Origin of the sequence: Sulfuricurvum sp. (assembly GCF_022759005.1) — a bacterium.
GTDB lineage: Bacteria > Campylobacterota > Campylobacteria > Campylobacterales > Sulfurimonadaceae > Sulfuricurvum.
Map to the genome: position 1 here is coordinate 1 of NZ_JAEMQA010000036.1, position 15,433 is coordinate 15,433.

Annotated in this window: 17 protein-coding genes; 7 read left to right on the plus strand and 10 right to left on the minus strand. The window is 45.4% G+C overall.

Translation table 11 applies throughout. The features are described 5' to 3' along the window. The 6 genes from JHC35_RS01835 to JHC35_RS01860 form a co-directional block, all read left to right on the plus strand. Nucleotides 1-167: 3-methyl-2-oxobutanoate hydroxymethyltransferase (locus tag JHC35_RS01835; protein WP_295041696.1), on the plus strand; the 167-nt coding region annotated here is incomplete at its 5' end. Nucleotides 168-178: 11 nt separating this feature from the next. After that, a complete protein-coding gene (ruvB, locus tag JHC35_RS01840) occupies nt 179-1,186 on the plus strand; it encodes a Holliday junction branch migration DNA helicase RuvB (protein WP_295041680.1) in 1,008 nt (335 codons plus the stop codon). A 9-nt stretch (nt 1,187-1,195) separates the two neighbouring features. Continuing rightward, nucleotides 1,196-2,233, plus strand: coding sequence for an AI-2E family transporter (locus JHC35_RS01845; protein ID WP_295041681.1), 1,038 nt, complete (start codon nt 1,196-1,198; stop codon nt 2,231-2,233). Between the two features lie 82 nt (nt 2,234-2,315). Continuing rightward, nucleotides 2,316-2,675: a hypothetical protein gene (locus JHC35_RS01850; protein ID WP_295041682.1), complete on the plus strand. Its 360-nt coding sequence runs from the start codon at nt 2,316-2,318 to the stop codon at nt 2,673-2,675. Nucleotides 2,676-2,681: 6 nt separating this feature from the next. Beyond that, nucleotides 2,682-3,344, plus strand: a complete 663-nt coding sequence (locus tag JHC35_RS01855; protein WP_295041683.1) for a response regulator transcription factor — start codon at nt 2,682-2,684, stop codon at nt 3,342-3,344. After that, entirely contained in the window at nt 3,341-4,546 is a 1,206-nt protein-coding gene (locus JHC35_RS01860; RefSeq protein WP_295041684.1) for an ArsS family sensor histidine kinase, read from the plus strand. Before JHC35_RS01855 ends, JHC35_RS01860 begins: the two co-directional genes overlap by 4 nt. Here the strand turns inward: JHC35_RS01860 and lgt are convergent. Genes lgt through hemN form a run of 6 tightly spaced genes read right to left on the minus strand, consistent with a single transcriptional unit; the run spans nt 4,543 to nt 9,413 of the window. After that, complete coding sequence (gene lgt, locus JHC35_RS01865; protein ID WP_295041685.1) at nt 4,543-5,355, minus strand: prolipoprotein diacylglyceryl transferase; 813 nt, start codon at nt 5,353-5,355, stop codon at nt 4,543-4,545. The two genes, JHC35_RS01860 and lgt, sit on opposite strands and share 4 nt — an antisense overlap. Nucleotide 5,356: 1 nt before the next feature. Continuing rightward, nucleotides 5,357-5,932, minus strand: coding sequence for a flavin reductase family protein (locus JHC35_RS01870; RefSeq protein ID WP_295041686.1), 576 nt, complete (start codon nt 5,930-5,932; stop codon nt 5,357-5,359). A gap of 9 nt (nt 5,933-5,941) precedes the next feature. After that, nucleotides 5,942-6,277: a DsrE family protein gene (locus JHC35_RS01875; protein WP_295041687.1), complete on the minus strand. Its 336-nt coding sequence runs from the start codon at nt 6,275-6,277 to the stop codon at nt 5,942-5,944. After that, nucleotides 6,270-6,767: a pyridoxamine 5'-phosphate oxidase family protein gene (locus JHC35_RS01880; protein ID WP_295041688.1), complete on the minus strand. Its 498-nt coding sequence runs from the start codon at nt 6,765-6,767 to the stop codon at nt 6,270-6,272. The genes JHC35_RS01875 and JHC35_RS01880 overlap by 8 nt, the downstream gene beginning before the upstream one ends. Continuing rightward, nucleotides 6,764-8,041: a (Fe-S)-binding protein gene (locus JHC35_RS01885; protein ID WP_295041689.1), complete on the minus strand. Its 1,278-nt coding sequence runs from the start codon at nt 8,039-8,041 to the stop codon at nt 6,764-6,766. The genes JHC35_RS01880 and JHC35_RS01885 overlap by 4 nt, the downstream gene beginning before the upstream one ends. Nucleotides 8,042-8,045: 4 nt before the next feature. Then, nucleotides 8,046-9,413: an oxygen-independent coproporphyrinogen III oxidase gene (gene hemN, locus JHC35_RS01890; RefSeq protein ID WP_295041690.1), complete on the minus strand. Its 1,368-nt coding sequence runs from the start codon at nt 9,411-9,413 to the stop codon at nt 8,046-8,048. 188 nt (nt 9,414-9,601) lie between these two features. Between hemN and JHC35_RS01895 the strand changes: the two genes are divergently transcribed. After that, complete coding sequence (locus JHC35_RS01895; protein ID WP_295041691.1) at nt 9,602-10,351, plus strand: response regulator; 750 nt, start codon at nt 9,602-9,604, stop codon at nt 10,349-10,351. Between the two features lie 6 nt (nt 10,352-10,357). On the opposite strand, the gene JHC35_RS01900 is transcribed toward JHC35_RS01895, so the two are convergent. Genes JHC35_RS01900 through JHC35_RS01915 form a run of 4 tightly spaced genes read right to left on the minus strand, consistent with a single transcriptional unit; the run spans nt 10,358 to nt 15,204 of the window. Next, complete coding sequence (locus tag JHC35_RS01900) at nt 10,358-12,631, minus strand: hybrid sensor histidine kinase/response regulator (RefSeq protein ID WP_295041692.1); 2,274 nt, start codon at nt 12,629-12,631, stop codon at nt 10,358-10,360. A gap of 57 nt (nt 12,632-12,688) precedes the next feature. Next, entirely contained in the window at nt 12,689-13,507 is an 819-nt protein-coding gene (locus tag JHC35_RS01905) for a peptide deformylase (protein WP_295041693.1), read from the minus strand. 48 nt (nt 13,508-13,555) lie between these two features. Continuing rightward, nucleotides 13,556-13,717, minus strand: coding sequence for a hypothetical protein (locus tag JHC35_RS01910; protein WP_295041694.1), 162 nt, complete (start codon nt 13,715-13,717; stop codon nt 13,556-13,558). Between the two features lie 17 nt (nt 13,718-13,734). Continuing rightward, complete coding sequence (locus JHC35_RS01915; RefSeq protein ID WP_295041695.1) at nt 13,735-15,204, minus strand: FAD-dependent oxidoreductase; 1,470 nt, start codon at nt 15,202-15,204, stop codon at nt 13,735-13,737. Between the last annotated feature and the right edge of the window lie 229 nt (nt 15,205-15,433).

Consider the following 15,433-nt stretch of genomic DNA (forward strand, 5'->3'; position numbering starts at 1 on the left):
ACGGTCAAGTACTCGTATTCTCCGATATGCTGGGTCTGTATGAGCCGTTTGTCCCGAAATTCGTCAAACAATATCTGAGCGGTGCAGCAGCGGTCAAAGAGGCGGTCAAAAACTATGCAGATGATGTCAAAGCCCGCTCATTTCCCGATGAAAATTATGTTTATTAGGAAACACTAACGTGGAACGCATAGTCGAAATCGAAAAATTTGATGCCGAAGAGAGTGCAGAAACCTCTCTGCGCCCCAGCGCATGGAACGATTACATCGGGCAAGAGCAGATCAAAAAAAATCTCGGCGTCTTCATCGAAGCAAGTTCAAAACGACGAGAAGCGCTCGATCATGTCCTCTTTTACGGCCCTCCCGGTTTGGGAAAAACGACCCTCGCCCTCATTATCGCCAACGAAATGGGGAGCAACATCAAAGTCACCGCCGCCCCGATGATCGAAAAAAGCGGTGATCTTGCCGCCATCCTCACCAACCTCGAAGAGGGGGACATCCTCTTTATCGACGAGATCCACCGCCTCTCCCCAGCGGTCGAAGAGATTCTCTACCCATCGATGGAAGACTTTCGTCTCGATATTATCATCGGAAGCGGCCCTGCGGCACAGACGGTCAAAATCGATCTGCCACGTTTCACCCTCATCGGTGCGACGACACGGGCGGGAATGCTCTCGAACCCTCTACGCGACCGTTTCGGAATGAATTTTCGGATGCAGTTTTATACCCCCGATGAACTCTGCACTATCATCACCCAAGCCTCTTTGAAATTAGGCAAAAACATCGATAAACATGCCGCGCTTGAAATTGCCAAACGCTCACGCGGAACCCCCCGCATTGCGTTGCGTCTCCTGAAACGGGTACGTGATTTTGCCGATGTCGCGAACGAAAACACAATCATGCATGAGCGTTCCCGATATGCACTCGATCAACTCGGGATCAATGCGAACGGATTTGATGAGATGGATTTACGACTTCTCAAACTGCTGATGGAGGCCAAAGGGCGCGCCATGGGACTAAGCACGATTGCCGCCGCACTCAGTGAGGATGAAGGGACGATTGAGGATGTTCTCGAACCCTACCTTCTGGCAAATGGATATTTGGAACGTACCGCACGGGGACGAATCGCAACGCCGAAAACCTATGAGCTGCTCAAATTCGGAACCCCGCAAAACGGACTCTTTGAGTAAGAGGAACTGATGAAAAAAGAACATTTCACCCTAATACTGCTGATGATGGCTTCGTACGGCATATATGTTTTATACGCACCCTTTTGGATGAGTATTATTGTCGCCTCACTGTTGGCGATCTCAACCCACCATATCCAAATGGGATTTTTTCAACTCACCAAGAGCCGTTTCTGGGCTTCAGCCTTATCGACACTTTTACTGGGAGTCCTCTTTTTTGCTCCTTTGGGATATTTTCTCTTTCATCTCTCTGTGACGCTCCAAAATCTTGATCCAACCCTCTTGGTGACAATCGAAGCCAAATTGCACCATTGGATAGCCCATCTGCCTCCGGCACTCTCGCATATAGAGGGACGAATAGAACGCTATTTAATCAAATTTGATCCTACAGCATTTTCACAGCATATCCTCGGCTACGCCTCACAAATCGGAAGCTTTGCGATGTCGTTTCTCTCCGGCACCCTATTTATCCTGATTTTCTATTTTATCGCCCACTATTACGGAAAAGAGATTTTTGATTTTTTCAAAAGCTCAGCCCACTTTCCGCAGCAAGAGAGCACCCTCATCATTTTTGAGATGCGTTCAGCTATGAGCGTCGTTTTTTACTCGATCATCACAACTGCTGTCTTTGAAGGGGTATTGTTCGGCATAGCCGTTGGATACATGGGGTACAACGGTCTGCTTTTTGGGATCATGTACGGCTTTGCGTCTTTGATTCCCGTCATAGGAGGGGTGATTATGTGGCTTCCGTTTGCTCTCTTTGAACTTTCAATGGGGCATACCGAAAACGCTCTGTTTATCACCCTCTATACCATCATCGTCATTTCGGTCATCGCCGATACCTTTGTTAAACCGGTCATCATCAAACTAATCAACCAAAAATTGATCAAACCCCAAGAAAAAATCAATGAACTCATTATCTTCTTTGCCATTATCGCTGGGTTGGGGACATTTGGATTTTGGGGGATGATCATCGGACCCGCAATTACCGTACTCTTTATGACTTTGATGAAAATCACCGAAACACAAAGCGAAAACAGATCTCATTAATATTGTTAATACAAGATTGATCAAATATTAGCAATTGTGTCCTATGATGTTAAAGTTAAAATTTGCCAAACGGAGAAACCCCATGAAAAAGATTCTAAGCATCGCACTGATCCTCGGTGCAACAGCGTTAATGGCTTGCCCGATGAAAGACGGCGGAATGATGATGAGAAAATGTGAATGTGACACCTCAAAACTTCCTAAACCGTTTGAAAAATTGGGGCTTAGCGATGATCAAAAAGCTCAAATCCAAAAACTTCGCGAAGAGGGAAAAGCTTTCCACAACCAACAGCACGAAAAAATGATGAATGTTCTTACCCCTGAACAACGCAAAGCGTTCGAAGCCAATGCTCCTAAAATGTGCCCAAAAGGGGATATGAAAGGGATGAAAATGGGTGATGGAAAAATGGACGGCATGGGCTGCAAAGAGTGCGATAAAAAGTAATCTCGAATGATCAAAATCCTCCTTATCGAAGATGATCTCGAAATCTCGGATCTTTTGAGCCAGTATTTGAGTCGTTATCAGATGGAGGTCATTTCGTATCCTCATCCAAAAGCGGCGCTTGCATCGCTGGGGATAGAGTCGTACGATCTGGTTTTACTCGATCTTACCCTTCCTGATATGGATGGACTAGAGGTTTGCAAAGCGCTTCGTGAGCGCAGCGACATTCCGATCATCATCTCCTCGGCTCGGAGTGATTTGGGAGACAAAGTGATCGCACTCGAACTGGGTGCCGATGACTATCTCCCAAAGCCCTATGAGCCCAGAGAGTTGGTAGCCCGCATACAGAGTCTATTACGCCGTATCAACGGCAAAACCATCCAAACAAGCAGTGAGATGTTCCGTGTCGATGAAAACGGTATCTACAAAGAGGGGGAATTGCTCCCCCTCACCCGCGCTGAATTCGAGCTTCTGAGTCTGCTGATCAAACACCGCCGCCAAATCATCTCCCGTGACTTTATCGCCAACAACGTCGAATCGATCGGATGGGAGAGCAGTGAGCGAAGTATTGACGTTCTCATCAGCCGTATTCGCCAAAAAGTGGAACCAAACCCGAAACATCCTACCCTCATCCGCTCGATTCGCGGGATGGGGTATCAATTCACCCTATGATTTCACGCCGCCACTCCGTTTTTTTCAAGCTTCACGCTTTTTTTGCTTTGGCGCTGATCGTCCTCTCCCTCCTCTTTGTATCAGCACTCAGTGAACAAAAAGAGCAAAAATTTCATCTCCTCGCCCACAGGTCAATGGAGCTCTCTCGCATCTTGGAAGAATCTCCTATCCATACGTGCATGAAACAAAACAATGAACTCAAAGAGGCGGGATTTAAGCCGATAGATACCATTGCGCCCCATTGTGAACCGATCCCTATACCCCCGCCGATGCGTGCCAAACTCCAATCACGTAATATTAAAGTCACAATATATAAAGACCATGAGGGGTTTGTCTACGCCTTGGGACGTGAGCATTGTACGATGTACTATCGAGACACCGCAGAAGAGCCGACCTACTATTTTGTGTGGTTCTTGTTCTTTGCCCTGTTGGGCGGCTTGGTAAGTATGTATCTATTGCTGTGGCGCAATCTCAAGCCACTCAAGCACCTCTATGAACAGATACAGCGCTACGGTGAAGGTGAAGAGATTGTCGAGGAACCCAACAACGGCAAAGACGAAATTGCCCTCATCTCCAATGCCTTTCACGATGCCCTGCAAAAACAGAACCGTCTCAAAAAATCGCGTGAGCTTTTTCTGCGTAACATCATGCACGAACTCAAAACCCCGATTACCAAAGGGAAACTCATCGTCGAACTCGAAGAGCCAAGTCCGAATCACAATCTTCTGTCAAAACTTTTTTCACGACTGGAACATCTGATCCACCAAATGGCGGATATTGAGAAAATGCACGCCTTTTCCCTCACCAAAACGGCAAAAAGTCTCGATTCGATGATATTCACGGCACTGGATAATCTGATGATAGAAGAGGATACCGTAGAGATCAACGGATGTACGCAGAGCATCATGGTGGATGGTGACCTCTTTACAAGTGCGCTCCAAAACCTGATGGATAATGCCCTCCGTCATGCAACCTCGTATCCTATCCATATCGATTGCGACGGGAAAAAAATCTGCATCCGTAACAGCGGCGAACCGCTCAAGCGCCCGGTCGAAGAAGCGTTACAGGCATTCGTAACCGAGCGGGGAGACGGGGGGTTAGGACTGGGGCTTTATATCGCCCAATCGGTGTGTGATTTGCACCGTTTTGATCTGCACTACACGTATGAAGAGGGGATACACCATTTTTGTATCCGGTTTTAACGGGTTTGCTTTTTAAAATAAATCCACAAAATCGCTGAAATGCCCGCCATCGCAAAGCTCAGCGCCATACCCAGCGTCAGCCACTCACCCGCGAGATAGCCGATTTGTGCATCGGGGGCACGATAAAACTCGACAAGCCCCCGCCCGATTCCGTAACAAAATCCATACAATAAAATCAACTCCCCCTCGAACGCTTTGCGCTTGCGATAGAGATAGACGATCGCAAATACCACAATCCCTTCGACAAACGCTTCATAGAGCTGTGAGGGGTGACGGAGAGTATCGTACACATAAATACCCCACGGCACATCAGTAGCACGTCCGACAAGCTCTTGATTGAGGAAATTACCGATACGTCCGAACACATACCCCAGCGGTACAGAGACTGCTACCAAATCCATCAAGAGACCAAACGACACCTTATGACGACGATGATACAGATACGAACCGATCAAAAAGCCCAAAATCGCCCCGTGGAAACTCATCCCACGGATCCCGACAAACTGCCCGTCAATAAACGGATTGAAGATTTGCCACGGGTTGGTGAGATAGTACATCGTGTGGGTATCGTAAAAGAGGATATAGCCCAACCGAGCACCCAAAATCACTCCGATTTCGGCATAGATGAAATAGTCATCCAACTGCTCTTTGGTGATCTTGATATTATCCTTTTGGACAATCCATTTGGCAATGACAAGGGCACTCAAGAGGGCGAGGACGTACATCAACCCATACCAGTGGACGGGAATCGAGAAGAGGTTAAAGGCTACAGGGTTGAAATGCTCGTAAATATGATTCCAAAATTCCATCTCAGACCTTCATCCGTTTTGCATCGACGAGATAATCGCGCCCTACCCGCCCGATGTTTTCGAGCTTCACGTTGTATCGCTCATCTATCACTTCATCGGCATAATAGAACGCATCGATTTTTAAAAACAAAATATTTTGCTCACTCCCGATCAATGAGACCTCCTGATGGAGCGAACACAACAATGCCGCTTTCGCATCGTCCACGCGGGGCGGATAGCCATCGGCGGTTTTGGTCATTGCAATACCGTATTTTTGTGCTTCACTCTCTCCATACGCCAGAGCTTCAGCCGTTGCTTCGATTAGTCCGGCTTTACGATCATCGGCAAGCGAAATGGTCGCTTTACCGTGAAGGAGGATATTTTTTGCGGTATCTTTGAGACCGCCCTCTTCGTTCGGTCCGATAGAGACCATCACACACGGCGGTTCGGATGAGACGGGGATAAAATAGCTAAAAGGGGCGAGATTCACACCTTTCTCCCCCTCTGTCGAAATCCATGCGATAGGACGGGGAAAAATCGTATTACTCATCAGTTTATAAACCGTAGTCACTTCAAGCGATTGCGGATCGATCAGCATAAGGCTCCTTTAAAACGTTATAACTTTCCAGTCGCTTTTCAGCGCCTGCGTTAACAATTCTCCCGTATGGGTCGGCTCAATTCCCAATGAGCGAAGCTGATCGCTCACCCCGTAATCGTCGCTGCACACGACGCACACCGATGCTTTTACCCCGCTCTCGATGACTTTGGTCACCATCTCTTGCAGTTCGCTATTTTCAGCCAAAAGCTTTGCCGAAGGACCCCATACCATTAAGTGCGCTTCATCCCAATAGCCGCGAGGCAATATCACACTCCCGTACAGCAATACCAGCTTTTTAGCGACTTCGATCTCTCCGCTGCTCCAGAGAATGAGAAGTTTATCCATTTCCATGCCTCTTTTGATGGTGCCCCATAATCTGCGTTTGCACCTCAAGATGTTCATTTAATCGATATGCCTTGCCGAATCCCATCACAACACTCCCACTTTTAGGGGAGAGCTTAAAGAGGTGAAAATCGCCCATTTGGGCCAACGAGGTGACCAATTCCGGATCGAAATGGGCACGAAAACGATCAATCGCCATCGCATAGGTATTCTCACCGCGTGCCACTTCCGAAGCGACCGCTTCAATCGTTATCCGTTTACGGGCAAAAGGTTGAACACATTGTGATTCGTCTTCGACAAAGAGGAGTGAAACATTCGGATGTGATAGAAGATTGCGTCCGTGCTGCGCAACGGTGCTGATGAGGATATAAAAATCATTATCGATTCTCACATACGGTGCGGTACTGGCATGGGCTTCACCCTGAGGAGTCAGAGAAGCCATGATCAGAGTCTGAAACGTCTCTAAAAACGACTCAACCTCTATCGTCGTCATCGGCGCAACGCCTCGGCGATCAGTTCGATCGGATTTTTAAAGACAACATCTACATCCGCCTCATTCATCGAATTGTTGATCTGCATACGGCATGCCGAACACTCGGCTGTTACCACTTTTGCCCCCGTTTTGGCGATCATGGCGGCTTTCGGCTTCCCTGCCGCTTGGGCAAAGTGGAAATTTTCGGTCTGCATCGTCACACCACCAAAACCGCAGCAGGCATTCGGATCACTCATTTCGGTGATCGTGTAGTTTTGTCCTACCAACGCACGCGGTTCTTTATAGACCCCCTGCATTTTGCGGGCATGGCAGGGATCGTGATAGGTGACGCTCAAATTACTGCGCCCCTTGGACGCCAACAGCGCTTTTAACTCCGTCTTTTGCTCCAGCCATTCGGTCGCCATAAAGATTTTGCTTTTTAGCTTCTTCGCCCGCTCTAACCACTCAGGCTGATCGTGAAAGAAATGTTCATAATCGATCTTGATCATCGCACTGCAGGTCGCTTCGGGGATGATGATCGCTTCAACCTCATCGATGAAACTCTCGAAATAGGCGATGTTCTTTTTGGCGTTATGATCGACCGTGGCAAAGTCCCCCGTAAAATAGGCCGGTGCTCCACAACACAGCTGTTTTTTCGGGATAAACGCATCAATATTCAATGTCTCCAATATCTCCAAAAGTCCCTTGCCAATCTCGGTATAGTTATAGTTTCCTAAACATCCGATGAAAATCGCCACACGCCGTTTACCGCCGTTGGAAATATTCTCCGGATAGCTGTTCATAAACGAGGTTTTTCCCATCGATGGCAAGAGTCGATCTTTTTTGATGATCGGGAGATTAAAACGCGGCTGCATCGAGTTGATCTCGGCCTTGATCTTAAACCCGCAGGTTTGAAATACATATCCGAGCTTAAACAATAGATCCATCGTCGTGCGATGACGCAAAAGATAGAAAAATGCCCTCTTAAACCATGCAATGCCATATTTATCCGCGATGTCGGCGCGTACCTGTTCGATCACCATATCGGTAGGGAGCGCTTTTGGACACACATCAGTACAATTGGTACACAAAAAGCAGCTCTCAAAAATCGCTTTCGCATTTTTATCCAACTCCAGCTGACCTCGCTCATACGCTCCCAATAGATCGATAAACCCGCGAGGAGAAGTTACCTCATCGGCATTGACGTTGTGGATCGTACAGACCGGAATACATTTCCCGCATTTGATACAGGCATCAGAGGTATCGGTAAAGTGAAAAAGTTCGCGTTTTTCCATCGACTTACACCGTTTTGCTGAATGCTTTGTCAGAGCTTGCATGACGTTTCATGTACGCATCAAATGGCATCGCGATATTACGGATCAACAATGTTCCCGTTGGAGAGCACTCGATAGATGAGGCACCCATACTTAATAACCCCTCCGCTTCAAACGGTTTGAGTGCGTCAATCGCATCGGCAAAATACTCGGCAAATTTTACCCCGTATAATTTCTCGAATCGTGCAATATCGAGTTTAAAATTAGACATTAATTCCATAATGACGTATTGACGAATACGATCATCTTCATTAAGGGCTACCCCTCTCTCATACGGCAATTTACCCGCATCGATAGCCGCTTCGTAGCTCTCCATATCTTTGAAGTTTTGGGCGTAATAATCGACCCCTTCACCGATAGAGGTGAGACCGATACCGATCAAATCGGCACCCCCTTTGGTAGTATATCCTTGAAAATTACGGTGTAACTCTCCTTTCTCAATCGCTTTAAAAAGCTCATCTTCTGGTTTGGCAAAATGATCCATTCCGATCATACGGTAACCGAGTTCGGACATGTGATCGATGGTATAGCGCATAATGGCTAGCTTCTCTGCAGGATGCGGCAACGTCGTTTCGTCAATTTTACGCATCGTTTTTTTGAGCCACGGGACGTGTGCATAGTTGAACACCGCAAAGCGGTCTGGATTAAGCGAAATCGCCAAATCAAGCGTCTTTTTAAAGGTCTCCAAAGATTGATACGGTAATCCGTAGATAAGATCGACATTGACACTCACCATGTTGTATTTGCGGGCTAAATCCATCGCCGCTTTGGTGATGTCGTAGGGCTGAACGCGATGGACGGCGACTTGAACTTTTTCGTCGAAATCCTGAATCCCGAAACTGACACGGTTGAATCCCGCTTCGCTCATTACCCGCATCTGATCTTCGTTGATGTGACGCGGATCAATCTCGCAGCTGATCTCGGCATCGGCGGTGAAATTTTTGAAATGGCTTTTGATCGCGCCAATGATTCGGTTCAATTGATCCGCATCAAAAAACGTCGGAGTCCCCCCTCCGAAATGGAGCTGAATGACCGGACGATTGACATCGATATGGGCACTCAAGATTTGCAATTCTCGGGTGATATAGTCAATATAGCGCTCTTTTTTGTCCTCCTTTGAGGTAAAGACGACGTTACATCCGCAAAAGTAACACGCGTTTTTGCAAAACGGCAAATGAAAATATAAAGAGAGGGGACGTGAGGAGTCTTGGGCATGGAGCTTTGAAAGATACCCCTCATAATCGAATGCGTCGCTAAACTCCAATGCGGTCGGATAACTCGTATAACGAGGCCCCGGTTTGGAATATTTTGTAAATTTGTCAAAATCAAGCATAGTAGTGCGTCCCTAAAAAGGTATATGATCGCGATTATACCCTTTTGGATTGAATGTCCCCTAAAATTCCTCTGTTACCAAGAGAAATAGTGATGAAAAATAGTATAAATTCTACGTCAAAAATTTGTTTTTTTTATAAAATGTGATAAAATGAACGGAAACTCAATCTATATATCTAAAGAGAGTATATGAGCGCCATAAAAGTGTTAATCATCGAAGATGATGAAGTAACCGCTATGAATCTAAAAATGTCATTAGAAAAGCAAGGATATGACGTTATTTCATTAGCCGACAATGCCATCACCGCACGTAACAAAATCAAAATTTACAACCCAGATATCGCGCTAATCGATATCGGATTGCAAAAAACTACCGACGGTATCGAATTGGCACAATATATCCGCAATAAAAACCAGCTCCCCTTTATCTATCTCACGGCGCATTCCGATAACGATATGCTCTCCAAAGCAAAAAAAACGGAGCCGTACGGATACATTGTCAAACCCTTTGATCCGATCAATCTGCACACGACGATCCAAATGGCGTTGTACCGATTCAAAGAGGAGAAAAAACGCAACTCCAATCTTGATGAACTCAAATCCAATCGCGAAGAGCTTGAAAAACTGGTTTATACCAAAAAACTCTCCGACAAACCGATTGTCGAATTCGGTGAGGGATACCGCCACGATACAGGATTGGGTGAAACATTCTACCAAAACCAAAAAATCAAACTGACCAAAAAAGAGAACGCATTTATCCGACTTTTGGTTGCACAACTGGGTAGCGTCGTCGATTTCCAACAAGCGATCAATTATGTATGGGAGACCAAGGGAGCAACCGATAACAGCGTCCGCACTCTCGTTTGGCGTCTCCGTAGCAAACTCCCGACCGATGTGATCAAAAATGCCTCGGGAGTGGGGTACTACCTCGAAGGGTAGGATGACCTACTCAAAACGCTTTCGAAACTCCCTCGCAAGAACCTCATACGCTTCCGTAAAATCAAAATGGCAGTCCTCTTCCGCTGCCGATTCTTCGATAACATAGGCCAATCGTGAAAGCTCATCAAAGCGGAAATTGGCACTGGATCCCTTAATCGCATGGGCAATAAAACGGATAGCATTAAAATCTTGCAGATGTATCGCCTTTAAGAGATCATGAAGCGAATGATCCATTTTTTGGTAATAGATCCCTAATAGATACTCTATTTGCTCCTCTTCTAGCATAAGGGCGCTTTTGAGATGGCTCATATCGATGTTTTTCCAGCTTGATTCGATAGCCTGCGTTATTTTCATTTCACTGAGCACTACCGGCTCTAAATAACGCTCGAAAATCGATTCGATCTCTTTGAGCATAATCGGTTTTCCTAAAAATGCGTCATACCCGTTTTGCATCGCACGCTCACGTGCCCCTTTGATCACATTCGCCGTCAATGCAATAATCGGAGTATGCACACGGCTACGCTCTTTTTCATACGCCAAGATGGATGCTGTCGCTTCGTTGCCATCCATTTTCGGCATTTGTTCATCCATAAAAATCATGTCGAAGGTATCGGATAAAAAGGCATTAACCGCTTCAATACCGTTTGAAGCGATAGTGTAACGGAGCCCATAACGTTCCAAGATAATTTTGATCAGTTCTTGATTCGCCAGATTGTCTTCAGCCACCAGCACTTTACCCGCAAATCCACCTTTGCTCTTGTTCCCACCGATAGGCGTTGCTCTTTGGGTAGCATTAGCCCCCAAAACGTCACACAGTGCACTTTGTAGTTTTGTACAATAGATCGGAAACGTGAGCGGTACGATCGTACAAATCGCATCATAGCGTTCATCCAAAAAATCGAGTATGGCGATTGAGGGGATTTGGCGTTCTATAATCGTTTTTCGTACCGACTCGTTCATCGAGCTTTCCAAAAAGATCAATAAATCACACGGTTCTTCCACGTCATGAATCGTGTGAATGTCCAATCCGAAATATTCCCAATATCGGCGCAGTGATTCAAGCTTATAGCTCTCGGCAGGATTATACGCTAAGAGTCCAAACCGAATCCCTTCGAACATTGTCGCATCAAATTTTATAGACGCACATTCATCATTGACGACAACCGGAATTTTGAGAGTAAACATACTCCCCTCGCCCAGCGTCGATTCCAACTCAATCACTCCCCCCATATGAACAGCCAACTGTTTGCAGATCGATAATCCCAGCCCTGTCCCCTCATGGATTTTCAAATTCCCCTCTTGCGCCTGAGAAAAGGCATCAAAAATCCGCTCTTGATCCGGCTGCGCAATCCCTACACCCTCATCACGCACGGATAAAAAGAGAAATCCGTTATCAAAGCGTGCTTCGACATGAATTGCACCGCCATGATGGCTGAACTTAATCGCATTACTCAAAAAATTCCCGACGATTTGTTTGATGCGGAGAGCATCCGCCACAATCTCATAAGGGATAGAGGGATCAATAAAGCTCGTCAACGTAATGTTTTTTGAATTGGCTCCGGGAACAAACAGCTCCATCGTATGGGAGATTTCATCATGGATATTAAAAGGTTGCGGATCAACCGTAAATTCGCCGCTTCGCAGTTTTGAAAAATCCAAAATATCGTTAATGATGTGAAGTAGATTTTCTCCGCTATTGGAGATAATGTCGAGATATTGCTGATAGCGTGGATTGGTCGTCTCATCACGCAATAGCGATACAAACCCCAAAATAGCATTCAGCGGAGTACGTATTTCATGTGACATATTAGAGAGAAAATACTCTTTGGCTTTAGACGCGTTAATCGCCTCTTGCTCTTTTTGATAGATGGTATCGGTATAAAGTTTGAGAACGCTTGAGAAGTTTTGGTTAAAGAGATAGCTTACGGCAACAAAAATCGACTGATCATTAATACCAAGCCGATAAGTTGCATTTAACATAGAGTGCTTGAAGTGGGTACAAAGGATAAAAAGCTCATCCGCCCGCAGTTCTTTGTGTTTTAAATATTCGATGAGTTCAGCGATAACGGGGCACTCTCCCAATACCGTTATACCGGAAACGACACCCATAAAATAATCAAATACATTGTCAGCATACTGCGAAATAAAAACTTCCGGCTCTATTTCGTGCCGTTGCAAGATTTCGGCGCAGGACTCATCATTAACCCACTCTTGTAAAATCGACTGCTTCGCTGAAAGCAATGTTGATTTAGCATTATTCAGAGGCTTTAATATGCTCATCTTTATCTCTCACAATCCAAGATATAAGGAAGCCCCTCTTCAAATAAACCGCGTATTTTAGGGTGCAATCCAGAAAAATACTCCAAGTGCCACAACCAATAATTGCCCTGTCATAATAGCGGTCGTACCGATAATATTGCCGATTTGACAGCTGGTACACTGTTTATAAATTTTTGCTTCGTGTTGTGCATAGAGAAAATAGATCGCCATCAGTACCGGAACCAATGCCAACGCAATTTTATCCAGTGTATAGATCATAGCACGCCATTCAGGAGAGACGATAAAAGGGGCGATAAACGTAAGTGCTACACCCGCCATCAAATATTTAGCCCCTTTTTTGAAGTAATCGCGAACAAAAACCCGCGGACACGAAGCACCGAAATCATACACACCTTCATGTTGAGAGACCAAAATCTCTTCGACCTCTCGACGCTCTTTTTTGCCGAGCTTGTCCAAAAGTGTCCCACCAAAAAGGAAATCGATCTGCCGCTGAAGTCTCTGAGACAATTCTCCCTCGGCATCCAAATGGTGCGATTCACCGTAGCGATTTTCATAGACCACTTTTATTTTTCCGTAGCGTTTGATTTTTGCACTAAACCCTTTTGGGAAATAGGGATTCACTTCATCGATCTCTTCAGAGCCTTCAGTAGAGATCAAACGCGCATTGATCATTTCAACAATCTCTTCGCCCTTTTTTAAAATAATCGCACTGTAAGGCACCGCAATTTGTATAGCCGAAAGAGCATCCAAGTCGTGATGTTCCATCGTATCGCGCATATTCTCCAGGAGTTCAAACAATTCATCATCAAACTTTCGTATATCTGCCGAAATATACCGGATCCGCTCGTCAGGATAGGTGATCAACTCTTTAATCATAGGGAATTCTTTCGTGTAGAAGATAGACCCCCAAGAAGGGGGATAAAATTAGTGGCTTTTGCGAACAACGATCAACATTTTGATGTTGATGACGATAAAACGGAATAATTGCCAAATTTTGCAAGTACGAAAAAATTTGACAAAATTTGTCGGAACCATTGTTGTAAAGTTTGCATCGTATGGTTTAACGTATTTTTCGATCTCTTTCATGTTAGTTCTCCTTTTACTTATTCTGGAATCATAGTCCAGCCCGGATTGAGCTTCGCTTTATAGATAAACATGTGGTGCAAAATGTGTTTAATCCAGTGACCTGCAAGTCCGATTTCACCGAATGTATAATCCAAATCACGTCCGATTCCCGGATATTTTTCGAAGTCTGGAACAACCGGATAAACAGTCAATGCTGCCGCTGTACCGTCAAATAGACCTTTACCGGCTGATGCAACACACGCTGCACCCATTTCCGCCATTGACGCTTCATGCAAGTGTGCGTTTGGACCTTTTTTGATCAAATCGCAAACACTGTGTGCTACCGCTTTACCGATAATACCGCTCGGCATACCTGTACGTGGAGGAGTTGGGAAAATTTGAGTTCCGTTTGGCGACGTCATCGGTTTGGAGATCGGATGCGGAGGAGCAAATGCGATACCTGCTGCGAAAAGGTTTTTGTATGTCGGGTTTTGATAGGTACGTGGCCAGTCAGATGCTTTCCAGTTTTCATATGCACCCGCATTGTAGTTCGCGTCAACTTTCATGAAGCCGTTTGGAGCGAATACCGTTGCTGTGATATCTTCACCTGCTTTGTCATACGCTTTAAGACCGACACCCGCAAACGGAGGAATCAACATCGCGAAGTCGAACTCTTGCTCACCCATTGAACCGTCAAGCAATTCATAGTGAACTTTCCCTTTTTCAACTTTGTTAACGTGTGCACCGATCAACCATTTTACACCGCGCTCAGAGTACAATGATTCTGCAAAAAGGCGAGAAGATGCCGCATATCCGCCGCGTTTCATGTGAAGACCGCCGATACCGAAGTCACCAAGGAATGATTCATTAGAGATCCATTGAAGATCTGCCATATCGCGAACACCTGCTTTGCGAAGTTCGTGTTCGATGTTGAAAATATATTCGAACGCCGCACCTTGACATGTACACATACCGTGACCGGTACCGATGAGGAATTTTTGGCGCTCACCTTTTTTCATTTTTTCGATACACTTTGCCAATTCATGTGCTGCATGATCCGCGTGATCTGCCGTACATACTGAAACAGTAAATTCACCAAGACCGTTTGCATCACCAAGACCTGGTGTTGCAGCGAAGTTAAGTTTTGGTCCGGTAGCATTGATCAAATAATCATACGTTACCTCTTCGCTTTGACCCGCTTTACCTTGACCGGTATATTCGATCGTAACGAACGGTTTGTCACTGTTAGCGCTTCCTTCAGGATTAAGACTTACCGCTTTTGCTTGCTTGTAAGTGATCCCCGCTTTTGCATACACAGGAGCAAGGTCAAAAGTAACCTCTTCTTTTGACATTTGACCGACACCAACCCAAATATTTGATGGGATCCAGTTCCATTTTGAGTTAGGGGTAACTACTACCACCTCGTGATCTTTTCCGAGCCAATCTGCCGCAAATGTTGCTGCAGTATGTCCGGCGACACCGCCACCGAGGACGACTACTCTTGCCATTACTTCTCCTTCGTTTCATAATTCCGTAAAAGTTGATTATAACCCCATTACATCACAATTATATCACATCCTTAAAATAACCTCTCTAGCTTTGATTAAATATATCACAAAAGGAGGCAGTGTTACATTTTTTCACAATACACTTTGAATATATCTGTCCATTTTATATCTCCACCGTATACATTATATAGAATATAAAAAAACATTATTTTACGCTTTAATTAACAAT